Annotated in this window: 24 protein-coding genes; 13 read left to right on the top strand and 11 right to left on the bottom strand. The window is 61.4% G+C overall.

Annotated elements, in window-relative coordinates; all coding sequences use genetic code 11:
* Positions 1-50: 50 nt before the first annotated feature.
* Positions 51-2,561 carry an endopeptidase La gene (gene lon / locus ACHHTY_RS01900; protein ID WP_395492357.1) on the top strand — a complete coding sequence of 837 codons (2,511 nt, stop codon included), beginning with the start codon at positions 51-53 and terminating at the stop codon, positions 2,559-2,561.
* A gap of 74 nt (positions 2,562-2,635) precedes the next feature.
* Here lon and ACHHTY_RS01895 read toward each other — a convergent pair whose 3' ends face one another.
* Together ACHHTY_RS01895 and ACHHTY_RS01890 are read right to left on the bottom strand one after the other, a co-directional pair.
* Positions 2,636-3,289 carry a site-2 protease family protein gene (locus tag ACHHTY_RS01895; RefSeq protein ID WP_395492356.1) on the bottom strand — a complete coding sequence of 218 codons (654 nt, stop codon included), beginning with the start codon at positions 3,287-3,289 and terminating at the stop codon, positions 2,636-2,638.
* Positions 3,290-3,407: 118 nt separating this feature from the next.
* Positions 3,408-4,394, bottom strand: a complete 987-nt coding sequence (locus ACHHTY_RS01890; RefSeq protein WP_395492355.1) for a ParB/RepB/Spo0J family partition protein — start codon at positions 4,392-4,394, stop codon at positions 3,408-3,410.
* A gap of 93 nt (positions 4,395-4,487) precedes the next feature.
* Here ACHHTY_RS01890 and ACHHTY_RS01885 point away from each other — a divergent pair, with 93 nt between their 5' ends.
* From ACHHTY_RS01885 to ung, 3 genes are read left to right on the top strand one after another with little or no spacing between them, the layout of a single operon-like run.
* Positions 4,488-5,144: a RibD family protein gene (locus ACHHTY_RS01885; protein WP_395492354.1), complete on the top strand. Its 657-nt coding sequence runs from the start codon at positions 4,488-4,490 to the stop codon at positions 5,142-5,144.
* Positions 5,144-5,887, top strand: a complete 744-nt coding sequence (locus tag ACHHTY_RS01880) for a hypothetical protein (protein ID WP_395492353.1) — start codon at positions 5,144-5,146, stop codon at positions 5,885-5,887. Before ACHHTY_RS01885 ends, ACHHTY_RS01880 begins: the two co-directional genes overlap by 1 nt.
* 42 nt (positions 5,888-5,929) lie before the next feature.
* The gene (gene ung / locus ACHHTY_RS01875; protein ID WP_395492352.1) at positions 5,930-6,643 is read left to right on the top strand and encodes a uracil-DNA glycosylase; all 714 of its coding nucleotides are present in this window, start codon (positions 5,930-5,932) and stop codon (positions 6,641-6,643) included.
* A gap of 405 nt (positions 6,644-7,048) precedes the next feature.
* Here ung and rlmN read toward each other — a convergent pair whose 3' ends face one another.
* Together rlmN and ACHHTY_RS01865 are read right to left on the bottom strand one after the other, a co-directional pair.
* Complete coding sequence (gene rlmN / locus ACHHTY_RS01870) at positions 7,049-8,086, bottom strand: dual-specificity RNA methyltransferase RlmN (protein WP_395492402.1); 1,038 nt, start codon at positions 8,084-8,086, stop codon at positions 7,049-7,051.
* 152 nt (positions 8,087-8,238) lie between these two features.
* Positions 8,239-9,015, bottom strand: a complete 777-nt coding sequence (locus ACHHTY_RS01865; protein WP_395492351.1) for an ADP-ribosylglycohydrolase family protein — start codon at positions 9,013-9,015, stop codon at positions 8,239-8,241.
* A 202-nt stretch (positions 9,016-9,217) separates the two neighbouring features.
* Between ACHHTY_RS01865 and msrB the strand changes: the two genes are divergently transcribed.
* Positions 9,218-10,267 carry a peptide-methionine (R)-S-oxide reductase MsrB gene (msrB, locus tag ACHHTY_RS01860; protein WP_395492350.1) on the top strand — a complete coding sequence of 350 codons (1,050 nt, stop codon included), beginning with the start codon at positions 9,218-9,220 and terminating at the stop codon, positions 10,265-10,267.
* A 49-nt stretch (positions 10,268-10,316) separates the two neighbouring features.
* On the opposite strand, the gene ACHHTY_RS01855 is transcribed toward msrB, so the two are convergent.
* A complete protein-coding gene (locus tag ACHHTY_RS01855; RefSeq protein WP_395492349.1) occupies positions 10,317-11,189 on the bottom strand; it encodes a radical SAM protein in 873 nt (290 codons plus the stop codon).
* A 138-nt stretch (positions 11,190-11,327) separates the two neighbouring features.
* The gene (serC, locus tag ACHHTY_RS01850) at positions 11,328-12,407 is read right to left on the bottom strand and encodes a 3-phosphoserine/phosphohydroxythreonine transaminase (protein ID WP_395492348.1); all 1,080 of its coding nucleotides are present in this window, start codon (positions 12,405-12,407) and stop codon (positions 11,328-11,330) included.
* 52 nt (positions 12,408-12,459) lie between these two features.
* Between serC and miaA the strand changes: the two genes are divergently transcribed.
* From miaA to ACHHTY_RS01815, 7 genes are all read left to right on the top strand, one after another.
* Positions 12,460-13,407, top strand: a complete 948-nt coding sequence (miaA, locus tag ACHHTY_RS01845; protein ID WP_395492347.1) for a tRNA (adenosine(37)-N6)-dimethylallyltransferase MiaA — start codon at positions 12,460-12,462, stop codon at positions 13,405-13,407.
* The gene (pgsA, locus tag ACHHTY_RS01840) at positions 13,404-13,955 is read left to right on the top strand and encodes a CDP-diacylglycerol--glycerol-3-phosphate 3-phosphatidyltransferase (RefSeq protein ID WP_395492346.1); all 552 of its coding nucleotides are present in this window, start codon (positions 13,404-13,406) and stop codon (positions 13,953-13,955) included. The genes miaA and pgsA overlap by 4 nt, the downstream gene beginning before the upstream one ends.
* A 26-nt stretch (positions 13,956-13,981) precedes the next feature.
* The gene (gene recJ / locus ACHHTY_RS01835) at positions 13,982-15,754 is read left to right on the top strand and encodes a single-stranded-DNA-specific exonuclease RecJ (protein WP_395492345.1); all 1,773 of its coding nucleotides are present in this window, start codon (positions 13,982-13,984) and stop codon (positions 15,752-15,754) included.
* A 437-nt stretch (positions 15,755-16,191) separates the two neighbouring features.
* On the top strand, positions 16,192-17,637 hold the full coding sequence (gene purB, locus ACHHTY_RS01830) for an adenylosuccinate lyase (protein WP_395492344.1): 1,446 nt from the start codon (positions 16,192-16,194) through the stop codon (positions 17,635-17,637).
* A 103-nt stretch (positions 17,638-17,740) separates the two neighbouring features.
* Positions 17,741-17,947: a DUF4911 domain-containing protein gene (locus tag ACHHTY_RS01825; protein WP_395492343.1), complete on the top strand. Its 207-nt coding sequence runs from the start codon at positions 17,741-17,743 to the stop codon at positions 17,945-17,947.
* A 112-nt stretch (positions 17,948-18,059) separates the two neighbouring features.
* Positions 18,060-19,403, top strand: coding sequence for a tRNA (N6-isopentenyl adenosine(37)-C2)-methylthiotransferase MiaB (gene miaB / locus ACHHTY_RS01820; protein ID WP_395492342.1), 1,344 nt, complete (start codon positions 18,060-18,062; stop codon positions 19,401-19,403).
* An 82-nt stretch (positions 19,404-19,485) separates the two neighbouring features.
* Entirely contained in the window at positions 19,486-20,130 is a 645-nt protein-coding gene (locus tag ACHHTY_RS01815; protein ID WP_395492341.1) for a histidinol phosphate phosphatase domain-containing protein, read from the top strand.
* Between the two features lie 108 nt (positions 20,131-20,238).
* On the opposite strand, the gene ACHHTY_RS01810 is transcribed toward ACHHTY_RS01815, so the two are convergent.
* The 4 genes from ACHHTY_RS01810 to ACHHTY_RS01795 form a co-directional block, all read right to left on the bottom strand.
* The gene (locus ACHHTY_RS01810; protein ID WP_395492340.1) at positions 20,239-20,637 is read right to left on the bottom strand and encodes a DUF2914 domain-containing protein; all 399 of its coding nucleotides are present in this window, start codon (positions 20,635-20,637) and stop codon (positions 20,239-20,241) included.
* A gap of 150 nt (positions 20,638-20,787) precedes the next feature.
* On the bottom strand, positions 20,788-21,189 hold the full coding sequence (locus tag ACHHTY_RS01805; RefSeq protein WP_395492339.1) for a ComEA family DNA-binding protein: 402 nt from the start codon (positions 21,187-21,189) through the stop codon (positions 20,788-20,790).
* A gap of 79 nt (positions 21,190-21,268) precedes the next feature.
* Positions 21,269-22,966: a citramalate synthase gene (cimA, locus tag ACHHTY_RS01800; protein WP_395492338.1), complete on the bottom strand. Its 1,698-nt coding sequence runs from the start codon at positions 22,964-22,966 to the stop codon at positions 21,269-21,271.
* A 41-nt stretch (positions 22,967-23,007) separates the two neighbouring features.
* Positions 23,008-24,231, bottom strand: coding sequence for an aspartate kinase (locus ACHHTY_RS01795; RefSeq protein ID WP_395492337.1), 1,224 nt, complete (start codon positions 24,229-24,231; stop codon positions 23,008-23,010).
* A gap of 400 nt (positions 24,232-24,631) precedes the next feature.
* Here ACHHTY_RS01795 and ACHHTY_RS01790 point away from each other — a divergent pair, with 400 nt between their 5' ends.
* Positions 24,632-25,150, top strand: coding sequence for a tRNA (cytidine(34)-2'-O)-methyltransferase (locus ACHHTY_RS01790; RefSeq protein WP_395492336.1), 519 nt, complete (start codon positions 24,632-24,634; stop codon positions 25,148-25,150).
* Positions 25,151-25,159: 9 nt separating this feature from the next.
* On the opposite strand, the gene lpxB is transcribed toward ACHHTY_RS01790, so the two are convergent.
* Entirely contained in the window at positions 25,160-26,365 is a 1,206-nt protein-coding gene (lpxB, locus tag ACHHTY_RS01785; RefSeq protein ID WP_395492335.1) for a lipid-A-disaccharide synthase, read from the bottom strand.
* Position 26,366 lies beyond the last annotated feature (1 nt).

Raw genomic sequence — 26,366 nt, 5'->3', positions numbered from 1 at the left:
AGGCGCGATCATTGGTATTTTCAGCAGAAAAACAAAGCGATGAGATGGCTATGAGTGACGACAAAAAAAACAACGAACTACCGGAATCCGGATCCTCGGGCGGATCCGAACAACAGGCCGGACCGGGGGAAACCTCGGAAGCCAAGAGCAAACGGACCAATCCGGCCAACCTGCCGGTGCCCGATGAGCTGCCGGTTCTGCCCCTGCACGGTTTCGTCTTCTTCCCCGGAATGGGCTTTCCCATGCAGATCAGCCATCCCGCCTCGATGCAGCTGGTGGATGAGACCATTTTAAAGGACCGGCTGGTGGCGGTGATCACCCATCGCAACCTGGGCGAAGACGAGGAAGAGCAGAAGCCCGACGATGAAGCCCTGCCGGAAGTTCCCTCCGCCCCCAAAGGCGAGCACCTTTACTCGGTGGGCGTGGTGGGCTATATCCACAAGCTGGTCAAATCCGATGACGGGGTTTACCAGGTCCTGGTCAGCGCGGTCAAAAAGCTGCGGGTCAAGGAATTCACCGCCCGTGAACCTTACCTGCGGGCCCGCATCGAGGTTATCCCGATGGTGGAAGCCCTCGATCAGGAAGGCGAGGCCATGCTGCTCAATCTGCGCAACCAGTTCAAGAAAATGGCCGAACTGGGGGGAGCGCCCAATGAGTTGGCGGTGACGGTGGCCTCCCTGACCAACCCCTTCTACATCGCCTACCTGGTGATTTCCCAGGTGGGCCTGAACCTGGAAGAGGAGCAGGAAATTCTCCAGATCGAGGATATCAAGGATCTGCTGCGGCGGGCCGGGCGCGAGCTGAACAAGAAGCTCGAAACCGTGGAAATCAGCCATAAAATCCAGAAGGACATTAAGGATGATATGGACAAGAAGCAGCGGGAATTCTTCCTCCGGGAACAGCTCAAGGCCATCCGCAAGGAGCTGGGCGAGGATAACGAGAATCTCGATCTCCAGGAACTACGCCAAAGACTGGCGTCGGCGGACTTGCCAGAGGAACCGCGCAAGACCGCCGAAAAAGAGCTGGACCGGCTGGGGCGGATTTCTCCTTCATCCCCGGAATACACGGTTTCCCGCACCTATCTTGACTGGCTGCTCGACCTGCCCTGGCAGAAGGTGACCGCGGACAACCTCGATCTCGAGCGAGCCCAGCAGGTTCTGGACGAGGACCATTACGGCCTGGCCGAAATCAAGAAGCGAATCATCGAATTTCTGGCCGTGCGCAAACTCAAGCAGGACATGCACGGCCCCATTCTCTGTTTCGTCGGGCCGCCGGGGGTGGGCAAAACCTCCCTGGGCCAGTCCATCGCCCGCAGCATGGGGCGCAAGTTCGTCCGCATCTCCCTGGGCGGGGTGCGGGACGAGGCGGAAATCCGGGGCCATCGCCGCACCTATATCGGCGCCTTGCCGGGCCGGATCATTCAAAGCCTGCGCAAGGCGGGGGCCTGCAACCCCCTCTTCATGCTCGACGAGATCGACAAGTTGGGGATGGACTTCCGGGGCGATCCTTCTTCGGCCCTGCTGGAAGTCCTCGACCCCGAGCAGAATTTTTCCTTTTCCGATCATTACCTGGAGATCCCCTTCGATCTTTCCAAGGTGATGTTCATCACCACCGCCAACCTGCTCGATACCATCCCCGGACCTCTCCGGGACCGGATGGAGGTGATCGAGCTGTCGGGCTACACCGAGGAAGAAAAACTTAATATCGCCCGGCGCCACCTGGTGCCCAAGCAACTCGAGGCCCACGCCATCAGCGAAGACGACCTTCGCCTCAGCGACGATACCCTGAGCAGCATTATCCGCTCCTATACCCGGGAAGCCGGGGTGCGGAACCTGGAGCGCAAGATCGGCGGAGTTTGCCGGGGGGTGGCCCGCAAGATCGTCGGCGGCCACAGCGGCCTGATCGAGGTCAAACCCGAGGATCTGGCCGTATACCTCGGCCCGGCCCAGTTCTTTTCCGAAAGCAAGGCCCGCACCTGGGGCCCGGGGCTGGCCACCGGCCTGGCCTGGACCCCGGTGGGCGGCGACCTGCTCTTTATCGAAACCGCCAAAATGAAAGGCAAGGGCGGCTTAAACCTGACCGGCAAGCTCGGCGATGTCATGAAGGAGTCGGCCAGCGCCGCCCTGACCTATATCCGTTCCCATGCCCAGAGCCTGGGGGTGGACGAAAAGATCTTCGCCCAGAACGATCTCCATGTCCACGTGCCGGAAGGGGCCATTCCCAAGGACGGGCCCTCGGCCGGGGTGGCTATGGTGGTTTCCTTGGTTTCCCTGCTTACCGGCCGGCCGGTGCGTCGCGACCTGGCAATGACCGGCGAAATTACCCTGAGGGGGGATGTCCTGCCGGTGGGAGGGATCAAGGAGAAGGTGCTGGCGGCGGTCCGGGCCGATATCAACGAGGTGATCATTCCCCGGATCAACGAAAAGGATCTGGTCGAGTTGCCGCCCAGCGCCAAGGAAAAACTCAAGGTGCACCTGGTCAACGACATCAACGAGGCCCTGGAGGCCGCCCTGGAGAAAGAGGCCCAAGCCGGGCGGCCCAAAGCCAAAGCTAAAAGCTGAAGGGCAAGGCAAATTGCGGCCGGATTAACCAGGACAGGCCCGTCGACTACCTCGGTCGGCGGGCCTGTCCGCGTTCAAATGCCGAGCAGGGCAAAAATCAACGCCCGCAAAGCGAAGATCGGCGGGCCGAGGATGCTGCCCAATACTCCGGTGGCCAGCAGGGCTATCAGGATGATAAAACCCACGTTCTCCAAGCGGTTGTACTGGGCGGCCAGGGGCGGCGGCAGCAGGCCGGTTACGATGCGGCTGCCGTCCAGGGGCGGAATCGGCAGCAGGTTGAGGACCATCAGGATCAGGTTGATGAAGACCCCGGCCCCGCCCATGTAGATCAGGGGCTGACCCACCAGCGGCGCGGTTCCGCCCAGAATCAGGCCGATTTTCAGGACCATCCCCCAGAGCAGGGCCATCCCCAGGTTGGCCAGGGGCCCAGCGGCGGAAACCAGCATCATGTCTCGGCGGGGGTCGCGCAGGTTGTGCCAGTTGACCGGCACCGGCTTGGCCCAGCCGAAGATAAAGCCGCCCAGCATCAGGAGAATACCGGGGACCAGGATGGTGCCCACCGGGTCGATATGCTTGATCGGGTTCAAGGTCAGCCGGCCCAGCCGCATGGCGGTGGGGTCCCCCAGCCGGCGGGCCATCCAGCCGTGGGCGACCTCGTGAACGGTGATGGCGAAGAGCAAGGGCAGGGCCCAGACGGCGATCTTCTGGATCAGGGTCAGTTCATTCATGGGGAAATTGTTTTCTCCTATGGTCGGCCCCGGCAAACCTGGGGTGTCGGTGTTTCCTGCCGGGTGGTCTGTTGTTTAGTAAGTGCCGCGGCCAAGACGGCCAGGGTTTGCGAGGCGCTCATGGATCTGCCGGCGATTTTTTCTCCTCAGCCCAATTCTGCTGACCGGTGGCGGCCAGCAGGGCCGGCAGGTTCTGCCGGAGCAGCTCCCGGTTCTCCAGCATAATGCTTAAAGTGACCCGGTCATCCTCGAAAGAGGGACTGGGGGTGATGCTCCAGGTGGGCGGCAAGCCCAAGGAATTGCGAAATGCGTTGAACTCGGCGGTCGCCGCGCTGAGCCGGGGGAAGCAGCGTTCATGCAGGTGGCGCATCAGGGCGGCGGTCTTTTGGGGGGTGTTCATCTCGGGGTGATCGAGTATTGCCCCGATTTCCGCGCTGCCCATGATCGCCAGCAATGAAATCCGTTCCCGCCGGGAGAGTTCCCGGCAGGCCGCGGTCACCTTTTTCTGGTTACTGGCGCTAAGCTGGAGAATCTCGATCAGCTCAAAGAGAGTCAGGCGTTCGGGCACCGTGAGGGCCAGCAATTCCCTGGCTACCGCTTCCTGCAGCCGGCCTTGGTGAAGGGCGATGGCAAAAGGCTCTTCCAGGGCGGCCAGGGCGGCGCAGTGAGCGACGCGAAAGGGGTTGGGATCCAAACCCAGCAGGGGCAGAAAACGGCGGGCGATTTCCTGGTCCGCCAGCAGGGCTTGCATCTTATGGCAAAATCGGGCCAGTTCCATGGCCGTCGGCGGCCGCTTGCAGACCAGCGCTTCCAGGGCCAGGGCCAGGGCCTCAATCTCATCGGTCTCGGTGGGCAAAACCAGGCAGGCCAGCACCGGGAGGCGGAGCTTGCGGGCGGCCAGATAGGCCCGGCGATGGCCGTTGACCAGCTGGTAGCCGTTGCGCCAGGGCCGCAGCAGGGGAGGGTGGAGCAGGCCGGCCCGCTGCAGGGAGGCAGCCAGGAGGTCGTCCTCCGTATCCGGCGGCAGGGGGGAGAGCCGGAAGGTTAGGTCGTCGAAATCAATCTGCGCCGCGGGAATCCGGCTGATTTGTCCTTGCGGGATCATAAAATCTCTTGCTATGGTTGCGGGAGTTTCGCTGAACGATACCGGGCGGCGGTTGGAAAAGCAACAGCCAAGCGGAGCAAGGGGAGGGGAGCGATGAAGGTAAGCCTGATCGCGGTTATGACATTGTGCGGGCGGATTACGCCCGGGACCATGGGCAGCCGGGAGGACCGGCGCTTTCTCGAGGAAATGCGGGCGGTCACCGACGCCGGTCTGCTGGGGGCCGGCACCGTGCGCAATCATGACGTGGAAATGCGGGGACCGGAGGGCAAGTTGCCGGCCCGGCGGATCCGGGCCCTGGTCAGCACCTCGGGCAACCTGCCCCTGGAGGGCAGAAAGATTTTTCGGGATGGCCCCCGGCCCCTGGTTTTCACCAGCGTCGCCGCCGCCCCCGCCTTGATCGCAGCGGCCGGGGAGCGGGCCGAAATCGTGGCACTGCCGGCCAGGGAAGGGGCTCTGGACCTGGCCGCCGCCTGTGAGCAGCTGGCGGCCCGCGGGGTCAGGAGCCTGCTGGTGGAAGGCGGGGCCGGCTTGAATTACCGCGCCCTGCAGCAGGGGGTGGTCGATGAACTGCTGGTCACCATCGCCCCCAAATTGTCCGGCGACCGTCACGCCCTCTCCCTGCTGGACGGCGACCGCCCCCTGGGTTCGCCCTTTCTCGACCTGGAACTGCTGGGTTTTCGCCAGGGGGACAGCGGCGAACTCTTCTGCCGCTACCGGGTGGCGGAAAAAAAGAAAACAGGAGCAGAATAATGTCCAAACAGGAACTGGCCATTTTATTTTCCGGGGGAACCGATTCCCTGGCCGTTTACGCCCTGGCCGCCATCGGGCAGCATCCGCAATTGCCCCGGCCGGTTAAAATCCACCTGCTGCACATGCTCAACGGCATGAGCCGTTTCCATGATTTCCCCCGCCGGCGCTTCCGGGTCGCCCAGGAAATTCTGGCCACCAAGCTCAGCGAGCCGGAGGGTCTGCCCCAGGCCGAGATGGTGGAGCTGGACATGGGCCGCCTCTTTCAGGGCCTGTGGCTGGACCGCTACGAAGAGCTGATGCCCCGCTACAACGGCAAGAACCTGGTCTGCGTGGCCTGCAAGGTGGCCATGCACACCAAGGCGATCCTCTATTGCATCGAACACCTGGTGCCGGTGCTGGCCACCGGCTACGCCCGCCGGCAAAGCTACTATCCCGAGCAAACCCCGGTGTTCATGGAAAAGGTCGCCGCCTTGTCCGAACATTTCGGCATTCGCACCATTTTCCCGGTCTTCGAGGATTTCGACGACGAGCAGATCACCCGCCACGTTCTCGAGGATCTGGGCCTGCCATCCACCGGCGGCGGCGAGCGCAAGTGTCTCTTCTGCCAGACCCTGACCACCGCCACCCCCAGCGAGATCGGGGCCTATCTCGACGACATGGTTCCCCGGGCCAAGGAATATATCGAACACAAGCTGCAAGGGCGGGTGCGGGAGGCGGCCGCGGTCTTCCCTCCGGGTCGGTGACGGCCGGGGCTGGCTCGAGTGACTGATCCAAAAGGGGTGATTATGGCGGAGGCTGATCGGATTCAACTGGAAGCATCCTGGAAGAATTTGCTGCTGGACGAGTTTGCCCGCCCCTATATGCAGAATCTGAAAAAATTTCTCCAGGGGGAACTGGGGGCCGGCAAGAATATTTACCCCCGGGGCAAGGAGATGTTCGCCGCCCTTGACCTGACCCCCTTTGACCGGGTCAAGGTGGTGATCCTGGGCCAGGATCCCTACCATGGCCCCAACCAGGCCCACGGCCTCTGTTTTTCGGTGCGCCCGGGAGTGGCCATTCCTCCCTCGCTCCTCAATATCTACAAGGAGCTCAAGGAGGACGTCGGTTTTATCATCCCCAGCCACGGTTTTTTGCAAAGCTGGGCCGAGCAGGGGGTCCTGCTGCTCAATGCCACTCTCAGCGTTGAACAATGGAAGGCCGGCTCCCACCAGGGCAAGGGCTGGGAGCAATTCACCGACCGCATCGTGCACCTGCTCAACGATGAGCGGGAACACCTGGTGTTTATGCTCTGGGGCAGCTACGCCCAAAAAAAAGGGGCCTTTGTCGACCGCGACAAGCACCTGGTCCTCCAGGCCCCGCACCCCTCACCCCTCTCCGCCCACCGCGGCTTCTTCGGCTGCCGCCATTTCTCCCAGGCCAACCGTTATCTGGAAGCCCACGGTCAAGCCCCGATCAACTGGCAGTTGCCCCTCGACCCCGGAAACCGGCCCAAGCCTTAGCCACGAATTGGGACCAGCAGGGGGGCGGCCTGCTATCTGAGCCGACCTGATCGCCCACGGAGCCGGAGGGGCCGGTCATCCTGCCTTGGTATCGGCAAGGTGGAGCAGAGATCAAAGCTCCCGAAAAACCATAGATTGGCTGAAGGTGCGACCGTGCCGCAGATTTGGGCAAGCAGGGGGGCGAACCATAGCCTGTTATGTGAGCCGACCTGATCGCCCACGGAGCCGGTGGGGCCGGTCATCCAGCCTTGGTATCGGCAAGGTGGAGCAGAGATCAAAGCTCCCGAAAAACCATAGATTGGCTGAAGGTGCGACCGTGCCGCAGATTTGGGCAAGCAGGGGGGCGAACCATAGCCTGTTATGTGAGCCGACCTGATCGCCCAAAGATGCGGTGCGGTCGCGCCTTCAGCCGGCCAGCTGGCCGCAGGCGGCGGAGATATCCGAGCCCCGGCTGCTGCGGAGCAGGGTGGTGTGGCCGGCCTGGCGTAAAATCTGGCGAAAGGCCTCGATGGTTTCGTCATCGGGTCTCTCGTAGGGAAAGTCGGGGCTTGCGTTGTAGGGCAGGATGTTGATTTTGCAGCGGATCCCATGCAGCTTCTTGACCAGCAGCCGGGCGGCGGCCGGGGAATCGTTGATCCCTTTGAGCATGGCATACTCGATCATGATTCGCCGCCGCGGCGGCAAGGGGTATTCCCGGCAGGCCTTGAGCAGTTCTTCCAGGGGGTAGGTCCGGTTGATCGGCATCAGCCGGTCACGGGTCTCGTTATCCGCCGCGTGCAGGGAAACCGCCAGGTTGACCGGCACCTTTTCGCCCAGTTCCTTCATTTTAGGGACGATCCCGCAGGTGGAAACGGTGATCCGGCGGCCGGAAAAATCGTGGGCCCGCTGCTCCATCAGGATCTGGATAGCCCGGATCAGGTTGTCGAAGTTGAGCAGGGGCTCGCCCATCCCCATGAAGACCAGATTGTTGACCCCCTTGCCGGAGCCGCCCCTGTCCTGCAGCCAGACCAGGGCGGCATCGACCTGGCCGACGATTTCCGCCGCCGTCAGGTTGCGCTTGAAGCCCAGGGTGCCGGTGAGACAGAAATTGCAGCCCATGGCGCAGCCCACCTGGGAGGAGACACAGAGGGTGTTGCGGTCTTCTTCCGGAATCAGCACGCTTTCGATGAGCTGGCCGTCTTCCAGGCGGAAGGCGAATTTGACCGTCCCGTCCGATGAACACTCGACTTTGGCCGGCACCAGCCGGCTGAGATAAGCCTTCTCCGCCAAAAGCTGGCGAACGTGCTTGGCGATATCGGTCATCTGGCCAAAATCGCTGAAGCCCGGGCGGTGAATCCAGGCAAAGATCTGCCGGGCCCGGAAAGGTTTCAGGTCCAGGCTTTCCACCCAGGCGGTAAGTTCGGGCAGGGTCAGATTTTTAAGATCGATTTTTTCCATTATCAGAGGCCCTCTGGGGGGCAAAAAGGAGTAGCGGCAACCCGGCGGGCAACGCCGCTTCCTTATACGTTATCGGCTTGGGGATGGCGAGCAAAATTTGGCGCCGGGGTCCCGGCCGGACCGGGGGCGGACTACCGGGGTTAAAGAGCATGCTGTTGTCATTTTATCATGTCGTACTGCCGGTAAAATTGTTCGTAGACGCGGCGCAGATCAGGAGTAAGGTATTGGATCGCCGGGCCGGCGATCGCGGCCGGCACGCCGCCGTAGAAGGTTTCGGCGATGCCGCCGCTGATACAGGCCAGGGTGTCGCTGTCCCCGCCCAGCGAGACCGCGTTGCGGATCGCGTCTTCGTAGGAAGTCGAGTCCAGGAAGGCGATAAGCGCCTCGGGCACCGTGCCCTGGCAGGAGATATCAAAGGAGTAGCCGGGCCGGATTGCGGCCACGGTGCGACTGAGATCATAGCCGAAGCGGGTGGCGATCTCCGCCCGAATTTCTTCCCGGGAGTTGCCGGTCCTGGCCAGAAAAACCGCCAGGGCGGCGGCCTGGGCCCCCTTGATGCCCTCGGGGTGGTTGTGGGTGCAGGCGGCACTCCGGGCTGCCTCGGCCAAGACCTCTGCCGCCGTGGCGCAGGCAAAGCCAACGGGGCTGACCCGCATCGCCGCCCCGTTGCCCCAACTGTTGTAAGGCTGCGGGTTCTCCGCTTGCAGCCAGCGGTAAAAGGATCCTCCGTAGCCGGCGGCGGGATAGCGTTGGCCGAACTCCCGCAGGGTTTCCCGGTAAGGCCGGCCGGTAAGGATAGCCGCCGCCACGGCAATGGTGAGCACGGTGTCATCGGTGAAACGGCAACCCCGGCCAAAGAGGGGGAAATCCTTGCTCTTAAGGGGAGCATGCTCATAAACCGAACCGATTATGTCTCCGGCGATTGCCCCGATCATTTAATTCTCCTCAGGCGGTTCATGATGCCCAACCGGCTGCTTTGCCAGGCTGGCCCGAATAAGGCAAAATGTCAAATTTTCCAGCAGACTGCCAGGCTGGTCGGGCTCTCAAGTAACCGGACGGCTCCTGCCGGGCTCTCGTTGCTTTCCCCCTGAGGATGCTTAAAGTGTTAACAGTAATTTTACCAAAGGAAGAAATGTGATGAAGCTCTTGCTGCTGCTGATTCTTTTTATGCTCTTCGGCTGGGGGGTGACCATGCTGGCCAGTGGCCGGGTGGCGGTCAACGGCCCAGGGCCGGCAAACGCGGCCAAGGCCACCCTGGCCGGGGGCTGCTTCTGGTGCCTGGAAAAACCTTTTGCCCAACTGGACGGGGTTCTGGCGGTGACCGTCGGCTACACCGGCGGTCGCAGCACCAACCCCACCTACGAGGATTACGCCGCCGCCGGCCATATCGAAGCGGTGGAAATCGTCTTCGATCCTCAACGCATCTCTTATCCGGAGTTGCTTGACGTTTTCTGGCGCCAGATCGATCCCACCGACCCCGACGGCCAGTTCGCCGACCGGGGCCGGGCCTATTCGACGGCGATCTTTTACCATGACGAGGAACAGCGGCAACTGGCGGAAAAGTCCAAAGAAGCTTTGGCCCAGCGCGGGGTTTTCACCAAGCCGATTGTCACCCCGATTATCCCCGCCCAGACTTTTTATCCGGCCGAGGAATACCACCAGGCTTATTATCGCAAAAATCCCCTGCGTTACAAGTTCTACCGGGCCGGCTCCGGCCGGGATCGCTTTCTGGCCGAGGTTTGGGACACCGAGGGCAAAGCCTGGAGCGAACGGGAGCTGCGGGAGCGGCTTACCCCCCTGCAGTACCGGGTCACCCAGCAAGACGGCACCGAGCCGGCCTTTGCCAACGAGTACTGGGACAATAAGCGCGAGGGGATCTACGTCGATATCGTTTCCGGCGAACCGTTGTTCAGTTCGCGGGACAAGTATGATTCCGGCACCGGCTGGCCGAGCTTCAGCCGGCCCCTGGTTAAGAAAAACATCGTCGAGCGTAAGGACCGGCGCCTCTTCCAGGTCCGCACCGAGGTGCGGAGCCGCCAGGCCGATTCCCATCTCGGCCACGTCTTCCCCGACGGACCGCCGCCCACCGGCCTGCGCTACTGCATCAACTCGGCGGCCCTGCGCTTTATTCCCCGGGAGGAGCTGGCTGCGGCCGGTTACGGCGAATTCAGCCACCTGTTTGAATAAGCCGCCGACGGCGGAACTGCTTTGGGAACAGCCATATCCTTAATGGCTTTCAGAGGGCCCGCAGGCCCTCCGGGCGCAGGCTGATCTCGCCGGCCAGGGCCCGGTCGATGGCGGCCAGCACCCTTTCCCGGTCCTTGGGCAGGCGGGCGTTGATGCTGAGATAATTGGAAGGGTGATTGCTCTGCAACTGACAGCGGCAATCGCCCAGGCTGGCCACCATCAGGCGCAGTTCCCGGAGCAGGCCGGCCTGGTCGGGAAGGGCGAACAAGCCCCGGCGGGCGTCTTCGTAAAGGGGGGTGCCCGGCAGCAGCATCAGGGTCAGAATGCCGATCTGGTTGGGCTGCATGGCCCCGAGTACCCGGCCGGTGGCCTCGGCATGGGCCGTTGAAGCCGCCGCCCCGGCGATGCCCAGCAGGGCGGTGACCGAGAGAAAGAGACCGGCCTGGCGCACGGCCTGGCCGGCGGCGATCAGGCCGGCGGCAGCGGCCCCCTTGCGGATGGCGGCCAGGGTAGCATCATGGCCGCTTTCCAGGCCCAGATAAACCCGGTCCAGGCCCAGGGCGGCTAGTTCGGCCAGATCCTGGCGGCTCTTGCTCCGCACCGCCTTGGCGTTGGCGTAGAGGCTTACCCGTTTGACCCAGGGCAATCGTTTGCGGATGGCCAGCAACAGGGCGCGCAAGCGGTGCTGGGGGAGAATCAGGACGTCCCCATCGGCCAGGAAGAGCCGATGCTGGCGGCGGCAGTAACGGGCGGCGAAATCGAGGTCGGCCCGGATAATCGCTTCATCCTTGAGGCGGAACTTTTCGGCCTTGTAGGTGGCGCAGAAGGTGCAACGGTTGTGGGAACAGCCCACCGTGACCTGGAGAATGATGCTGTCCGCCTCGCTTGGGGGGCGGATAAGATGGGCGCCCTGGTAATCCATGCTTAAAGCTCCAACAGCACCGTGGCTTGGGGCGCTTGCCGGGCCGGCTTGACCGGCCGGGCCCGGTCCGCCTGCCGCCCAAGGGGGTGCTGCTGGAGGTTTAAATTACTGAATTTGCAAGAATATATCTGCAGCATTTCAATTGTTGCCGGCAAACTTCTCCATGAATTCGACCAGTTTTTCCACGCCCTGGCGGGGGAAGGCGTTGTAGATCGAGGCCCGGCAGCCGCCCACCGAACGATGCCCCTTGAGTCCGTCGAGGCCCAGGGCGGTGGCTTCCTTGATGAACTTGGCCTCCAGTTCCGGGGTGGGCAGGTTGAAGGTCACGTTCATCAGGGAACGGGATTCGGGACGGGCGTGGCCGCGGTAAAAATCGAGCCGGTCGATGGCATCGTAGAGCAGGGCGGCCTTTTCCCGGTTGATCCGCTCGATGGCCGCCAGCCCCCCCAGGTCCCTGAGCCACTGCAGGACCAGGCCCACCGTGTAGATGGCGAAGCAGGGCGGGGTGTTGAACATCGAGCCCTTGTCGGCGTGGGTCCGGTACTTGAACATGGTCGGCAGGTTGTCCGGGGCCCGGTCCAGCAGATCCTCCCGGACGATTACCACCGTCACTCCGGCCGGGCCCATGTTCTTCTGAGCGCCGGCAAAAACCAGGCCGAAGGGCCGGATATCGAAGGGCCGCGAGAGGATATCCGAAGACATATCGCAGACCAGCGGCACATGGGCGCTGGGAAAGCTCTGGAACTGGGTGCCGTAAATGGTATTATTGGACACAAAATAAAGGTACTCGGCGGCCGGATCAACCTGGTAGTCGCCGGCGGCCGGGACGTGGTTGTAGGTTTCGCCTTCACTGGAATAGGCCACATCGATCTCGCCGAACAGCTTGGCTTCCTTGATCGCCTTCTTGGCCCAGACCCCGGTATTGAGATAGCAGGCCTTCTGGCCCGCTCCCAGCAGGTTCATCGGTACCATGGCGAACTGGGTCGAGGCCCCGCCCTGGAGAAAAAGAACCTTGTAATTGGCGGGGATATCCATTAACTCGCGGAGCAGTCGCTCGGCTTCATCGACCACCGCCATGAAGGGCTTGGAGCGGTGGCTCATCTCGATGATGCTCATGCCGAGATCCCGGTAGTTGATGATATCCCGGGCGGCCTGGCGCAAAACTTCCGGCGGCAGAGTGGCCGGGCCCGGACTGAAATTGAAAATACGCTCCGGCATGGGTTGGTTCTCCTTATATGGACCAGGTGAATCGGAAAGAGACTGGGGAAGCATGAAAGACCAAGAAGTTTACCGAAAAAACCGGGAGCCAACAACCGTTTTCTGTCTGGTCGGTCCCACCGCGGTGGGGAAAACCGCCCTGGCCCTGGAACTGGCCCATAAATATAATGCCGAGATCATCAGTGTCGATTCCATGCAGGTTTACCGCTACCTTGACATCGGCACCGCCAAGGCCAGCCCGGAGGAGCGGCGGCAAGTTCCCCATCATCTTATTGATATCGTCGACCCGGACGAAGACTACAGCCTGGCCCGCTTCCTGGCCGATGCCGCCGCGGCCCTGGCCGCCATCCGGGAGCGGGGCAGGGCGGCCCTTTTCACCGGCGGCACCGGTCTCTACCTGCGCGGTTTGCTGGAGGGAATATTTAAGTTTGATCAATATGATCCTGAATTAAGGTTAAATTTAAAGAACAGGCTTGAGAGGGAAGGGCCCGCCGCCCTGCATGCCGAGCTGGCAACCATCGATCCCCCATCGGCTTGCCGTATTCATCCCCATGACCGCCAGCGCCTGCTGCGGGCCCTGGAAATTTTTTACGCCAGCGGCCTCAGCTGGTCGGAGCATCTGCGCCGCAACCGCCAGCAGGCCCTGCTGGCGGCTGAAGTGCCGGTGATCGGGCTTGCCTCGGAGCGGGATATTTTGTATGAACGGATCAACCGGCGGGTGGAGACCATGCTGGCCCAGGGCCTGATCGACGAGGTCGCCGGTCTGCTGGCCCGTGGTTACGGGCCTGAGTTAGCGCCGATGCAGGCCATCGGCTATCGCCACATGGTGGATTACCTGAGCGGCCGTTACCCCCTGGAGGAGGCCAAGGAGCTGATGGCCCGTGATACCAGGCGCTACGCCAAACGCCAGTTCACCTGGTTCAGGCGCATGGAGAACATTCACTGGTATGATCCTGGCGAGACGGAGCAGATCAAGCTGCTGCTCGAGCAAAAAATATGAATATTCCCAACCTGATTACCGTTATCCGCATCCTGCTGGTGCCCCTGCTGGCGATCTTCCTGCTGGAAGAGCAATACAGCTATGCCTTGCTGGTTTTTATCATTGCCGGGATCAGCGACGGCCTGGACGGATTCCTGGCCCGCCTGCTCAAACAGAAAACCCGCCTGGGGGCCATTCTTGATCCGGTGGCCGACAAGGCCCTGCTGGTCACGGCCTTTGTCATTCTGGCGGTGATCGAGGTCATTCCCCGCTGGCTTACGGTTTTGGTGGTCAGCCGCGACCTGATTATCGTGGTCGGCTTCGCCATCCTGATCCTCAATGACCGCCGGCTGCAGATCGCCCCCACCTATACCAGCAAGCTGACCACCGTTATGCAATTACTCACCGTGGCCTATTTTCTCGGCTTGGCCTATATCCAGCCCCTGCTTTTTTTGCAGGATTACCTGATCTTCGCCACCGCCTTTCTGACTCTGCTCTCCTGCGCCCATTACCTGGTAATCGGCTTTCAGGCCTTGGGAAAGAGTTCTGACGGCGATAATAACTCCTAAATTCAAAACATTAAGTGTGACTGTTAATGTATTTTGCGCCGGAAACCGGCTCTGCGGCGGAAGGGGAGCAAGAAGGGGCCGGGGAACTTTGCCGCGGCCTGGCCGCCCGGCTCAACCTGCCCGCGGCCCTGGTCGCGGTTCTCTGGCGCCGCGGCTATCGCGATGAAGAGCGAATCAGAGCCTTTCTCCACCCCAACCTGGCCGATTTGCCCGATCCTGACCTGCTGCTGGGCATGGGTTCGGCCGTAGAACTGCTGACGAGCGCTCTGGGCAGCAGCCAACCGATTGTAATCTATGCCGATTATGATGCCGACGGGCTTACCGCCGGGGCCCTGCTCTACACCTTTTTGCAGGCCCAAGGACATCGACAGCTCCACTACCTGTTGCCCCATCGCCTCGAGGACGGCTACGGGGTCCACGCCCGTCTGCTGGCGGAACTGCTTCGCCAACTCCCCACCGCCGCCCGGCCGCTGCTGCTCACCGTGGACTGCGGCATCAGCGACCACCAGGCGATTGCCGCCGCCAACGACCTTGGTTTCACGGTGATTGTCACCGACCACCATCGCCCCCCGCCGCAATTGCCGCCGGCCGCCGCCATTCTCAATCCCCACCAGCCGGGCTGTCCCTTTCCATGCAAGAATCTGGCCGGAGTCGGGGTGGCCTTCTACCTGCTGATGGGGCTGCGCCGCCAACTGGCCCGGGAGGGCTTCTGGGCCGCCGGGACTCAGCCCAACCTCAAGGAGTATCTCGATTTAGTGGCCTTGGGGACCGTGGCCGACATGGTCCCTTTGCGGGGCGTCAACCGGATTCTGGTCCGGGCCGGGCTGGAGGTTCTGCAGGCCACCACCAGGCCGGGCTTGGCCGCCCTGGCCGAAATTGCCGGAATTCCCGCTGGGTTAAAGGGAACAAAGGGCCAGGGCAGGGCGCTTTGCTCCGAGGACATTTCATTTGCCCTGGCGCCCCGGCTCAATGCGGCCGGCCGGGTTGCCGCGCCGGAAACCGCCTTTCGCCTGCTGATAACCGACGATGAACGAGAGGCCGCCGCCTTGGCGGCCGAACTGGAAAAGCTCAACCGCTGGCGGCGGGAGCTGAGCGAAAACATCTACCTGGATGTGCGCCGTCAGGCCGGCCAGGCCGAGCGGCAAGACCTCAATATTCTAATTTATTCCGACCCAAGCTGGCATCCGGGAGTCCTGGGGATTGCCGCCAGCAGGCTGGTAAGAGATTTTGACCGGCCGGTGATCCTGCTGGGCGAGGAGGAGGGAATCATTAAAGGATCGGGCCGCAGCATCGAGGGCTTGGATCTGCTGGCGGCGGTCGGCAACTGTGAGGAACTGCTGCTGGGTTACGGCGGTCATGCCGCCGCCCTGGGCCTGAGCCTGCAGAAGGATAAGCTCGAGATCTTCCGGCGCCAACTCGACCGGGAAACGGGCCAGCGCCTGGCCACCATGCCGGCCCGGGAAGCGCTCAGCATCGACTGGTCATTCCCGGAAGGGCGCATAGACAGATATTTAACCAGCATATATCATCTCCTGGAACCGTTCGGTTCCGGCAACCCCGAGCCGATTTTTCAGGTTCGGGGGAGATTAACCCGGCCGACCCTGGCCGGGCGCAACCATCTCCGCTTCCACTGGCAACAGCCGGATCTTTGCCTGCCGGGCATTGCCTTCGATTATGGCGCGATCGATCCCGAGCTTAGCAGCCGGACAGTGGAGCTGATTTTTACCCTCCGCCGCAACTTTTACCAGGGGCAGGTCTCCTGGCAACTCCAGAGTAAATCCGTTTCAACCATCACCTGAACTGATCCCAGGGACCCGCAAACGGTTACCGACCAAAAACCTCCGAGCTTGCGACGGCGAAGAGGGGGGACAAGCCCTACAGGACGGCTTGTTTCACAAGCCTTTGTAGTTACATGCTTTATCTAACTATACATAATATACATTATGCGACATTGATAAAATAATTCCGGGCAGCAGGGGAAACTGGTCGGGCCATCGGGCTTGGCTTGCCCCCGGTTTTATCGATGGTAGTAATCAGGAAAACCTGTAGGCCGGCTTAAACTGAACGGCAAACAATCCCTCTGAACTACCGGCCCGAACCCGGTGGTGGTTTCACAAGCTTTTTCCGTTAAATTCTGGTACAAAAGGCCCCGGCGCTCCGTTGTTCCGGTGCCGCTATTGTGAATACTTTAAAAACGCTGAATCAATGCATTAACTGTTGCAACCGGAGAAATTCGATGAACCGTGATATTTACCAGGAACCCCTGGTCAGCCGTTACACCAGCCCGGAAATGCAGGCCATCTTTTCCGAACGAAGCAAGTTCACCACCTGGCGGCGCTGCTGGATTGCCCTGGCCGAGGCCCAGCATGAACTGGGCCTGGATGACCTGGTGACCCGGGAAATGATCGATGAGTTGAAAAAGCACGCCACCGATATCGATTTCGACCTGGCCGCGGCCAAAGAAAAGGAAATTCGCCATGATGTCATGGCCCATGTTTACGCCTACGGTCGCCAGTGCCCCACCGCCGAACCTATTATTCACCTGGGAGCCACCTCCCAGTTCGTCGGCTGCAACACCGACCTGCTTTTGCAAAAACAGGCTCTGGCGCTGGTCAAAAAGGCCCTGCTCCACGTTATCGCCAACCTGGCTGATTTTTGTCGAAAAAACAAAGGATTAGTTACCCTGGGCTACACCCATTACCAACCGGCCCAGCCGACCACGGTGGGCAAGCGCCACACCCTCTACCTCCAGGATCTGCTGATGGACCTCGACTCCCTCGAGTGGCTCGAAGGTCAAATCAAGGCCCGCGGGGCCAAGGGTACCGTGGGCACCCAGGCCACCTTTTTCGAGCTATTCCGCGGCGACCACCGGAAAGTGCGGCAGCTGGATGAACTAGTTGCTCGAAAGCTTGGTTTTCCCGAGGTTTTTCCGGTTACCGGCCAGACCTATACCCGTAAGCTGGATATAAAAATCGCCGAGGTCCTGGCCGGCATCGGGGCCTCGGCCCACAAATTCGCCGTCGACCTGCGCCTGCTGTCCAATCTCAAGGTCCAGGAAGAGCCCTTTGCCCAGCACCAGGTGGGCAGTTCAGCCATGGCCTACAAGCGCAATCCCATGCGTTCGGAGCGCATGACCGGCTTGGCCCGCAAACTTATGGGCCTGGTCCCCAATTTTTACGCCACCTTTGCCAACCAGTGGTTCGAGCGCACCCTGGATGACTCCGCCATCCGCCGGATGGACATTCCCCAGGCCTTTCTGTTGACCGACGCCATCCTTAGGCTGTATATGAATATAACTTCCGATATGGTTGTTTATCCGCAACAAATTGCGAAACACCTGCGCCAGGAACTGCCCTTCATGGCCACCGAAAAAATCCTGATGGCCGCCGTCCGCAAGGGGGCCAGCCGCCAGGAAATGCATGAGATCATCAAGCGGCACTCGGTGGCGGCCGGTAAAAAGGTCAAGGATGAAGCCGGCGAGAACGACTTGCTGGCCCGCCTGGCCGCCGATCAGGACATGCCCTTCACCCTGGCCGAGCTGGAAGGCTTGATGGCCAATCCCGCCGAATTTGCCGGCCGGGCGGAAACCCAGACCGAAGAATTTCTGGCGGAAGAAGTAGAGCCGCGCCTGGCCGCCCATCGCGACCTGCTGGGAACCATTGACAGCTCGCTACGGGTATAGGATTAGCGGTGACTAAAACTTATTTCAGGGTGTGGGCCCTCCCCGCTTCGGCCATGAGGATTCCAGCCAAGGACCGGCAGTGCAAAATTTAGCCTCTCGAACCATGACCATAGCTCCGGCCCGAATCGGTTTTTTTCGTTTTATCCTGGAAGCTTATGATAATCTGGCCGTACTCACCACCCTGGATGAGAAGACGGGCCTGGTGGTGCTGCGCTATCCGCCCGAGGCGGCAACGGAGGTCGCGACCCTGCTGGCGGCCCTGGAGCCGCAACTGGCAGCGCCGCCCTGCCCCGCCCCCCATGCCCAGTGAATGCCTTTTTTATATTAATTAAAATCGCCAATATACAATTATATAAGCTTTAAATCTCAGAAATTGCTGTGCTTGTTCGCTCCGGAAAAAAAATTTTTAATGATCGGGAAACATGGCTGGAACCAGAAATCTTTATATTGAAACCTTCGGCTGCCAGATGAACGAGCGGGACTCGGAAATCATGGCCCAGCTCATGGGCGAGGACTCTTACCTGGAGACCGCCCGAGCCGAGGATGCCGACTGCATTGTCGTCAACACCTGCAGCATCCGGGGCAAGGCCGCCCAGAAGGCCTACAGCCTGCTGGGCGGCTATCGGGCCCTCAAGGAGCGCCGGCCCGACCTGGTGATCGCGGTGGCCGGTTGCGTGGCCCAGCAGGACGGAGAAAGCCTGCTTAAGCGGATGCCCCACCTCGATCTGGTAATCGGCCCGCAAAATATTTACCGGCTGGCCGAACTGGTGGCGGCGGCCCGGGACAAGGCGGCCCGGACCGCCGCCACCGAATTGCGGCCCGATTTTGCCATTCCCCCTTTTCTGCCGAAGATGGATGGCGGCGGCCCGCCTCACAAGCGTTTTGTCACCATCATGCAGGGTTGCAACAATTTCTGCACTTATTGCGTGGTTCCCCACACCCGGGGACGGGAGATCAGCCGCCGGCCCGAGGATATCCTGGCCGAGGTCAGCCACCTGGCCGCCCATGGAGTGCGGGAAATCACCCTGCTGGGCCAGAACGTCAACTCCTATGGCCGGGATCGCCAGGCAACCGGCCATGATCCTCTGGACTTTCCTGCCCTGCTGCGGGCGGTGGCGGCGGTGGAAGGGATCAGCCGGATCCGCTTCACCACCTCCCACCCCAAGGATCTTTCGCCAGAACTGGTCCGGTGTTTTGCCGAAATCGCCAAACTCTGCCCCCATTTTCACCTGCCGGTTCAATCGGGCTCCGACCGGATTCTGGCCCGGATGAACCGCCATTACACCCGGGCCGACTATTTGGCCAAGGTGGCCGCCCTGCGCCGGGCCAGACCCGATATTGCCATCACCACCGACATCATCGTCGGCTTTCCGGGAGAGAGCGAAGCGGATTTTGCCGAAACCATGGAAACTATCAACTTTGTGCGCTATGACTCTGCTTTTTCGTTTAAATACTCTGATCGACCCCTGGCTGTCGCCGCCGATTTCCCAGCCAAGGTGCCCGAGGAGGTTAAAAGCGAGCGGCTGGCCCGGCTCCAGGCCCGGCAGGATGAGATCAGCCAGGAAATCAGCGCCGCCCTGGTGGGACAAACCCTGGAAGTAATGGTGGAAGGGCGGAGCAAAAATGCCGGCCGCCAATGGAGCGGCCGCAGTGCCGACAATCGAATCGTCAATTTCGATTGCGATCGGCAACTGGCGCCGGGTCAATTGCTGCCGGTCCGGGTGGCTGAAGCCTGCCGCCACAGCCTGCGCGGCCGTCTGGCCTGACGGTTGGCAGCCACGACTTCTCAGCGGCCAGGCGGCATCATGCTGGCTTGGTGATTTAATCTGATAAAGGGGAGGACTTACGATGATCGATCTGCATACCCACTGCCTGTTCAGTGACGGGGCTCTGGTTCCGGCGGAACATTTGCGCCGGGTGGCGGTGCTGGGCTACAGCGCCGTGGCCATCACCGATCACGCCGACTCATCAAGTCTGGACTTCATTATTCCCCGGCTGGTGGCGGCGGCCGCCGCCTTGAACCCCCACTCCCCTACCCGGCTGATTGCCGGCATTGAGTTGACCCACATACCGCCGGCCCTCTTTGCCGAACTGACCGTCCAGGCCCGGCAGCTCGGGGCCCGAATCGTGGTGGGCCACGGTGAAACGGTGGTGGAACCGGTGGCGTCCGGCACCAATCGAGCCGCCATCGAGGCCGGGGTCGACATTCTCGCCCACCCCGGCCTGCTCAGCCGCGAGGACGCCGAGCTGGCCGCCCGCAAAGGGGTTTTCCTAGAACTTTCAGGGCGCAAGGGGCATTCCCTGACCAACGGCCATGTCGCCGCGCTGGCCCGGGCGGTGGGGGCACGCCTGGTAATCAACGCCGACGCCCATGAGCCGGGAGATTTTCTCACCGCCGCCCGGGCGGAAATGGTGGGCCGGGGGGCCGGACTTTCGGCTGAGGAATACGCAATAGTCCGGCGCAACATGGAGGAGCTGGCCCAAGGCCGCTAAAGACCGCTCTTCAGGTTGCCTCGGTCCCCTGCCCCCGGCCCAGGCCGGAGTCCCTCCGGGGGGCCAGGGCCGACAATCCGGTTGGAACGCCAGCCCGGCGGATCCGGACTATTCCACCCTGAATTCAGCGCTTTGAACCGTATTGTTCCCTTGATCCCGCAGCTCGACCCGCCACTCCCCGGGCCGCTGCCGGACGTTGATGGAGGAAAAGGTCCGCCAGCGAGGGCCCTGGCCCAGAATCAACGGGACGGCGGCGACCTCCACCCCGTGATGGAACCAGACAAAGCTGACCGTGGTATCCTCCCTGATCTCGCGAGCCTCGATAAAGGCATACACCCGGTCAAGGTCGGCGGCAAAAGATTCGGCCGGGCCGACGGGTTCCCGGTCCACCACCGCCGTCGCGATCACCATCCTTTCCAGGCGGAACAGTTCGGCGGCCGCGGCCGAGCTTAAGCCGGCCAACAGCACGGCCGCAACAACGATCATCATCATGAGTTTGCGTGCCATTTCTTCCCTCCTTGTCTTAAAGCTGGTTTTTTCTCGATCGGGGCAGCGCATCCCCGGCCATGCGGATTGTCGATTGGCCCATGCCCTCCGCTAACCGGTCCGGCTGCGACGGGCCACCGGCTATTATTGATTTTAGGCCACCGACCAGCCTCAATCAATCGTAATCTGGGGGCGGATGCGCTCCAGGGTCTTGGGGCCGATCCCGCGGACCTGCAGCAGATCTTCGTTGCTGGCAAAGAAGCCTTTGCTTTCACGGTGGTCGACGATGCGTTGGGCCAGGGTAGGACCGATGCCCGGCAAAAAAGCCAGGGTCCGGACATCGGCGCGATTGACGGCTATGGGCTGAAAAGTGAAGATGGCAAGGTGAGGCGGCTCGGAAGACCGCCCCGTTTCGGCGGGGCTGGAGTCAAGCCGGTAAAGACCCTCGGGCCGCTCGGGACCGGCGAGCCATTGATACTGATAGGGCGATGGCGAAACGGTGGCGGGGGGGCCGGTCCGGGGCAGAACGGCGAATAGCCCCAAGCCCAGCCCCAGCAGCAGCAACAGCAGCAAAGAAACGGTTTGCGGGCTCCTGCTTGACGCTCCGCCGGCCCAAGGGGCGGCCGGGCCGCTCCGGGGCCGGGCCGGAATTTTATTCCTTGACCTGACGGGCGCGTTCATCCTTCATCAGCTTGTAGGTGATACTGTCCACCAGGGCCTGCCAGCTGGCTTCGATGATATCGTGGGAAACCCCCACGGTGCCCCAGGTCGCGGTTTCGTCGCGGGATTCGACCAGCACCCGGACCCGGGCTCCGGTGCCGTGTTCACTGGCCAGCACTCGCACCTTGTAATCCTGCAGTTCCACCGCCGCCAGGCTGGGATAGAAACCATTCAGGGCCCTGCGCAAGGCGTTGTCCAAGGCATTGACCGGGCCATTGCCCAAAGCGGCGGCATGGACCGTCTCGCCCCCCACCTCAAGGCGGATAGTGGCCTCCTCCAGGATTCTTTCCTCCGGGCGATTGTCGCCGGGTTCCTTTTGGCTGAGGACCCGAAAACCGAGGAGCCGGAAATATTCCTTGCGGGTACCCAGGGCCTTGCGCATCAGCAGCTCAAAGGAAGCCTCGGCCCCTTCATACTGAAATCCCTGGTTTTCCAGTTCCTTGAGTTTTTTCAGAATCGAGCTGACCAGAGGATCCTGACTGTCCAGGTCGATCCCGAATTTTTTGGCCTTGTGGAGAATATTGCTGCGCCCGGCTTGGTCGGAAATCAGAATCCGGCGGATATTGCCCACCCGTTCCGGTACGATATGCTCATAGGTCAGGGGGTTGCGCTTGACCGCGCTGACATGGATCCCGCCCTTGTGGGCAAAGGCCGCCTGGCCCACGTATGGTTGATACTTATTGTGGGCCAGATTGCCCAGCTCAGAGACGAACCGGGAGGTTTCCGTCAACTTGCCCAGATTTTCGGCGGCGGCGAAATAGCGCTTCATTTTCAGGGCCAGACCGGGCATGATCGAGGTCAGGTTGGCGTTGCCGCAGCGTTCGCCGATGCCGTTGATAGTCCCCTGGATATGGCTGATTCCCAGGGAAACGGCGATCAGGGAATTGGCCACCGCACACTCCGAGTCATTGTGGGCATGGATCCCCAGTTCAACCGGCAGAACCGGCCCTTCGCCGCCCCGGGGCGGGGTCTTTTTGGCTTTGCCCCCCTTTTTAGCGCCGGGCTTGGCGCCGGCCTTGACCGGCAGCGAGGCCAGATGCTGGCGGACCTCGTTGACAATCGCCGCCACTTCTCCGGGCAGGGTGCCACCATTGGTGTCGCAGAGGATCAGGCATTGGGCTCCCCCGGCCATGGCCCGTTCCAGGGTACTCAGAGCGTATGAGGGGTTGGCCTTGAAGCCGTCGAAGAAGTGCTCGGCGTCATAAAAGAGGAATTCAACGTGGGGCCGCAGGAAGGCCAGTGAATCCTCGATGATCTGCAGGTTGTCGGCCAGCTCGATCCGCAGGGCGTCGCGGACATGGACATCCCAGCTCTTGCCGAAGATGGTGATCGCCCGGGTCTGGGCGGCAATCAGGGCGGCCAGGTTGGGATCCTGCTCCGGCGGGTTGTTGAAGTTGCGGGTGCTGCCGAAGGCCGCGACCACCGTATGCTTCAGGTCGTAATTGCGAATCTCTTCAAAGTATCGGGTGGAGGCGGGGTTGGCTCCGGGCCAGCCTCCTTCGACGAAATCGACCCCCAACTCATCAAGCTTGAGGGTGATCCGCAGTTTGTCTTCCACCGAAAGATTGAAGTTCTCGGCCTGGGTGCCATCCCGCAGGGTGGTATCGTATATGGTCAATAATTCTTTCATGGCCTTGTCTGCACCTCTATCCGTTGGTGGCGGCAATTTATTCAAGCCTCTTTTTCCTGCAGGTTGAAGGCGTCATGCAGCGCCCGGACTGCCAGTTCGGTATATTTTTCATCGATTACACAGGATATCTTGATTTCCGAGGTGCTGATCATCTCGATATTGATGCCTTCCCGGGCCAGCACGTCGAACATCGTGGTGGCGATCCCGGGATGATTGCGCATGCCCACTCCGACCACGGAGACCTTGCAGATATTTTCCGAACCGCTGACCCTTTCCGCCCCGATTTCCCGGGCCGTTTTTTCGACGATGGGCATGGCCCTCTTATAGTCGGTCTTGGGCACGGTGAAAGTGAGGTCGGTGAGGTTGCCGTCGCGGGTGTTCTGAATGATCATGTCCACCACGATGCCTTCCTTGGCGACCGGGGTGAACAGCCGCGAGGCGATCCCGGGAACGTCGGGCAGTTTGCTCACCGTGATGCGGGCTTCGTTGCGATTATAAGTAACCCCGGAGACCGGATTTGATTCCATGGTTTTATCCTCCTCGACAACCCATGTTCCTTCTGTATTGGTGAATGTTGAACGAACCTGTACCGGCACCTTGTGCCGCTTGGCGATACTGACGGAGCGGATGTCCAGCACTTTGGCTCCCAGACTGGCCAGTTCCAGCATTTCATCATAGGTAATGCGATCAATTTTGCGGGCCGAAGCGCAGATGTTGGGATCGGTGGTGTAAACCCCTTCCACATCGGTAAAGATATCGCATTGATCGGCCTTGAGCGCCGCGGCCAGGGCCACGGCGGTGGTGTCCGAGCCTCCCCGGCCCAGGGTGGTGATCTCCCCGCTCTCGGTAACCCCCTGGAAGCCGGCCACCACCACTACCCGGCCCTGGTCGAGATGGTTGTTGATCAGTTCATGGTCGATGGCGAGAATCCGGGCCCGGGTATGCATGTTGTCGGTATGGATTTTGACCTGGTCGCCCAGCAGGGAAACGGCGTCGCCGCCCAGCTCCTTGACCGCCATGGCGAACAGGGAGATGGTCACTTGCTCGCCGGTGGCCAATAGCATGTCCAGTTCCCGGGGGGCGGGAATGTTCTGCATCTGGTTGGCCAGGTCAACGAAACGGTTGGTTTCGCCCGCCATGGCGGAGAGCACCACCACCAGACGGTGTCCCTCCCGCTGCCGGGCCAGCACCCGCTCGGCCACGGCCTTGATTTTTTCCGGGTTGGCGACCGAGGTGCCGCCGAATTTCTGTACGATGAGCGCCATTTATTTCATTGCCTTTCTGGTTGGCCGACGGCCCCCATTGATCAAGAGCCCCGTCGGTTTTTTGAAAACAAGCAAAAGATAAATATCTTACTCTTTGGGCCGGAAAAATCAAGAAAACCATTTGCGGGCCCGCCCGGCAGGCCGCAAAAAAGTTGCTATTTTCGGGCTTCCAGCTTGGCTTGTTTGCTTTTTTACTTGAGATAAATCTTGAATTTTGCTAGACAATTGGAGTATCAAGCATCGTCGGCGGCAGAACGTTGCCCTCCCCGGGCAACAGCCCCGGCCAGATGCCAGTGAACTGAAGAATTGTTTAATGGTCGCCGGTTTGGGCCGGCTCCGGTTTTTTGATTCCGATCCGGAGGGTTGTCGCTCTCCGGCTTTTTATTGCAGGTCGCCGCCTTTGCCTACCCCACCCTTCAATATCGTTCTGGTGGAACCCGAGATCCCCCCCAACACCGGCAGCATCGCCCGGCTTTGCGGCGCCACCGACACCATCCTCCACCTGGTGCATCCCCTGGGGTTCAAGATCGACGACAAGCACCTGAAACGGGCGGGGCTGGACTACTGGCCAGAAGTTAAAATCGTTAACTGGTCGAATTTGGGAGAGTTTATTGCCGCCCAAGACGAACTGCGGCTGCATTTCCTCAGCAAGAAAGTAAAGCGGCTCTATACCGAGGTGCGCTTCCGACCGGGGGATTTTTTGATCTTCGGCAAGGAAACCAAAGGGTTGCCGGAAGAAATTCTCGACCTTTACGCCGATCGCTGCTGCGCCATCCCCATGAGTAATCCCCGCATCCGCAGCATCAACCTGGCCCAGGCCGCCGCCGTGGTGCTTTACGAGGCCATCCGCCAATCAGAGGACAGAGAACAGAGGACAGAGGACAGAAAAAGCAGGCCAGGGTTCCAGTTTATCCCCTGATTCCTTCTTCTATGCTGGCTTCCGACTATGGTTTGCGGCCTTCTCTTCTCTGCCGGCTGAGTCCAGCAATTCCAGGGCGATGGCCGCGGCCCTCTGGGAGGCCCCTGCCCGGCCGAGTTTTTGCCTGACTTCCGCCAGGTCATGCAGCATGGTCTGGCGCCGCTGGGAATTATCAAGCAGAGCGGCCACTTCCCCGCCGATAAGGGCCGCTTCGGCCCGATCCTGAATCAGTTCGGGAATTACTTCCCGGCCGGCCACCAGGTTGACCAGGGTGGCGTGGGGAACATCGACCAACAGCCGGCCCACCAGATAGGTAAAGGAAGAAACCCGGTATGCCGCCACCATGGGCACCCCCAGCAAGGCCAACTCCAAGGTGACGGTTCCGGAGGCGGCCATCACCGCATGGCAGGCGGCCATCATGCCGTGCCGGTCATGTTCGCTGATCCGGATATCAAGGTCGCCATATTGGTCCAGGCCACCGGCGGTCAAGACCTCCCGGTCCAGCCCCGGGGCCAGGGGCAGGAGAAAAATCGGGGCCGGCTGCCGCCCGCGGGCCAGAATCCGGGCCGCGGCCAGAAAAAGCGGCAGCATAACGGCGATTTCCCGCCGCCGGCTGCCGGGCAGCAGGCCGATAATCCGGCGCTCATCTCCCGGCGCGAGCCCGTGGGCCGCTTTGCCGGCTTCAGCTATGGATGCGGCCGGCCCCGCCAGTTCGTCCACCAGGGGATGACCGACAAAATCCACCTCCATCCCCCTCTTACGGTAAAACTCCTGTTCAAAGGGCAGGATCACCGCCATCCGATCCACCAGCCGCTTGATCTTGCGGACTCGTCCCTGGCGCCAGGCCCAGACCTGGGGGCTGATGTAGTAGAAAACCGGAATGCCCAGCTTGCGGGCGGCGGCGGCCAGGAGGAGATTGAAATCTGGGTAATCGACCAGAATCAGCAGGTCCGGCCGTTGCGTGGTCAGAAAATTGACCAGGCGGCGGCGGGCGGCCAGAATTTCGCCCAGATGACTCAAGACCTCGATAAGTCCCACCACCGCCAGCCGGGCTGAATCATAAAGCAGCTCGGCCCCCGCCGCGGCCAGCGCGCCGCCGCCCATGGCGCTGACCCGCACTTCCGGCCGCCTGGCATGCAGGGCCTTGACCAGGTTGGCGGCGTGCATGTCGCCGGAGGCTTCGCCGGCGACGATCAGGATATGGGGAACGGACATG

Source organism: Desulfurivibrio nitratireducens (genome assembly GCF_044068515.1).
Lineage (GTDB): Bacteria > Desulfobacterota > Desulfobulbia > Desulfobulbales > Desulfurivibrionaceae > Desulfurivibrio.
The sequence above is the reverse complement of the archived record's forward strand: the minus strand, read 5'-3'. Positions and strand labels throughout refer to the sequence as shown.

Bases quoted from the DNA above. Each gene is read 5' to 3' on its own strand.
- ACHHTY_RS01890 (WP_395492355.1), bottom strand. From the start codon at position 4,394: ATGATCCCGCAAGGACAAATCAGCCGGATTCCCGCGGCGCAGATTGAT.
- ACHHTY_RS01795 (WP_395492337.1), bottom strand. From the start codon at position 24,231: ATGGCGCTCATCGTACAGAAATTCGGCGGCACCTCGGTCGCCAACCCG.
- ACHHTY_RS01810 (WP_395492340.1), bottom strand. From the start codon at position 20,637: ATGGCACGCAAACTCATGATGATGATCGTTGTTGCGGCCGTGCTGTTG.
- ACHHTY_RS01880 (WP_395492353.1), top strand. From the start codon at position 5,144: ATGTCCAAACAGGAACTGGCCATTTTATTTTCCGGGGGAACCGATTCC.
- ACHHTY_RS01865 (WP_395492351.1), bottom strand. From the start codon at position 9,015: ATGATCGGGGCAATCGCCGGAGACATAATCGGTTCGGTTTATGAGCAT.
- cimA (WP_395492338.1), bottom strand. From the start codon at position 22,966: ATGAAAGAATTATTGACCATATACGATACCACCCTGCGGGATGGCACC.
- miaB (WP_395492342.1), top strand. From the start codon at position 18,060: ATGGCTGGAACCAGAAATCTTTATATTGAAACCTTCGGCTGCCAGATG.
- ung (WP_395492352.1), top strand. From the start codon at position 5,930: ATGGCGGAGGCTGATCGGATTCAACTGGAAGCATCCTGGAAGAATTTG.
- ACHHTY_RS01855 (WP_395492349.1), bottom strand. From the start codon at position 11,189: ATGGATTACCAGGGCGCCCATCTTATCCGCCCCCCAAGCGAGGCGGAC.
- ACHHTY_RS01825 (WP_395492343.1), top strand. From the start codon at position 17,741: ATGACCATAGCTCCGGCCCGAATCGGTTTTTTTCGTTTTATCCTGGAA.
- lon (WP_395492357.1), top strand. From the start codon at position 51: ATGAGTGACGACAAAAAAAACAACGAACTACCGGAATCCGGATCCTCG.
- lpxB (WP_395492335.1), bottom strand. From the start codon at position 26,365: ATGTCCGTTCCCCATATCCTGATCGTCGCCGGCGAAGCCTCCGGCGAC.
- miaA (WP_395492347.1), top strand. From the start codon at position 12,460: ATGAAAGACCAAGAAGTTTACCGAAAAAACCGGGAGCCAACAACCGTT.
- serC (WP_395492348.1), bottom strand. From the start codon at position 12,407: ATGCCGGAGCGTATTTTCAATTTCAGTCCGGGCCCGGCCACTCTGCCG.
- pgsA (WP_395492346.1), top strand. From the start codon at position 13,404: ATGAATATTCCCAACCTGATTACCGTTATCCGCATCCTGCTGGTGCCC.
- ACHHTY_RS01885 (WP_395492354.1), top strand. From the start codon at position 4,488: ATGAAGGTAAGCCTGATCGCGGTTATGACATTGTGCGGGCGGATTACG.
- ACHHTY_RS01895 (WP_395492356.1), bottom strand. From the start codon at position 3,289: ATGAATGAACTGACCCTGATCCAGAAGATCGCCGTCTGGGCCCTGCCC.
- msrB (WP_395492350.1), top strand. From the start codon at position 9,218: ATGAAGCTCTTGCTGCTGCTGATTCTTTTTATGCTCTTCGGCTGGGGG.
- ACHHTY_RS01815 (WP_395492341.1), top strand. From the start codon at position 19,486: ATGATCGATCTGCATACCCACTGCCTGTTCAGTGACGGGGCTCTGGTT.
- recJ (WP_395492345.1), top strand. From the start codon at position 13,982: ATGTATTTTGCGCCGGAAACCGGCTCTGCGGCGGAAGGGGAGCAAGAA.
- purB (WP_395492344.1), top strand. From the start codon at position 16,192: ATGAACCGTGATATTTACCAGGAACCCCTGGTCAGCCGTTACACCAGC.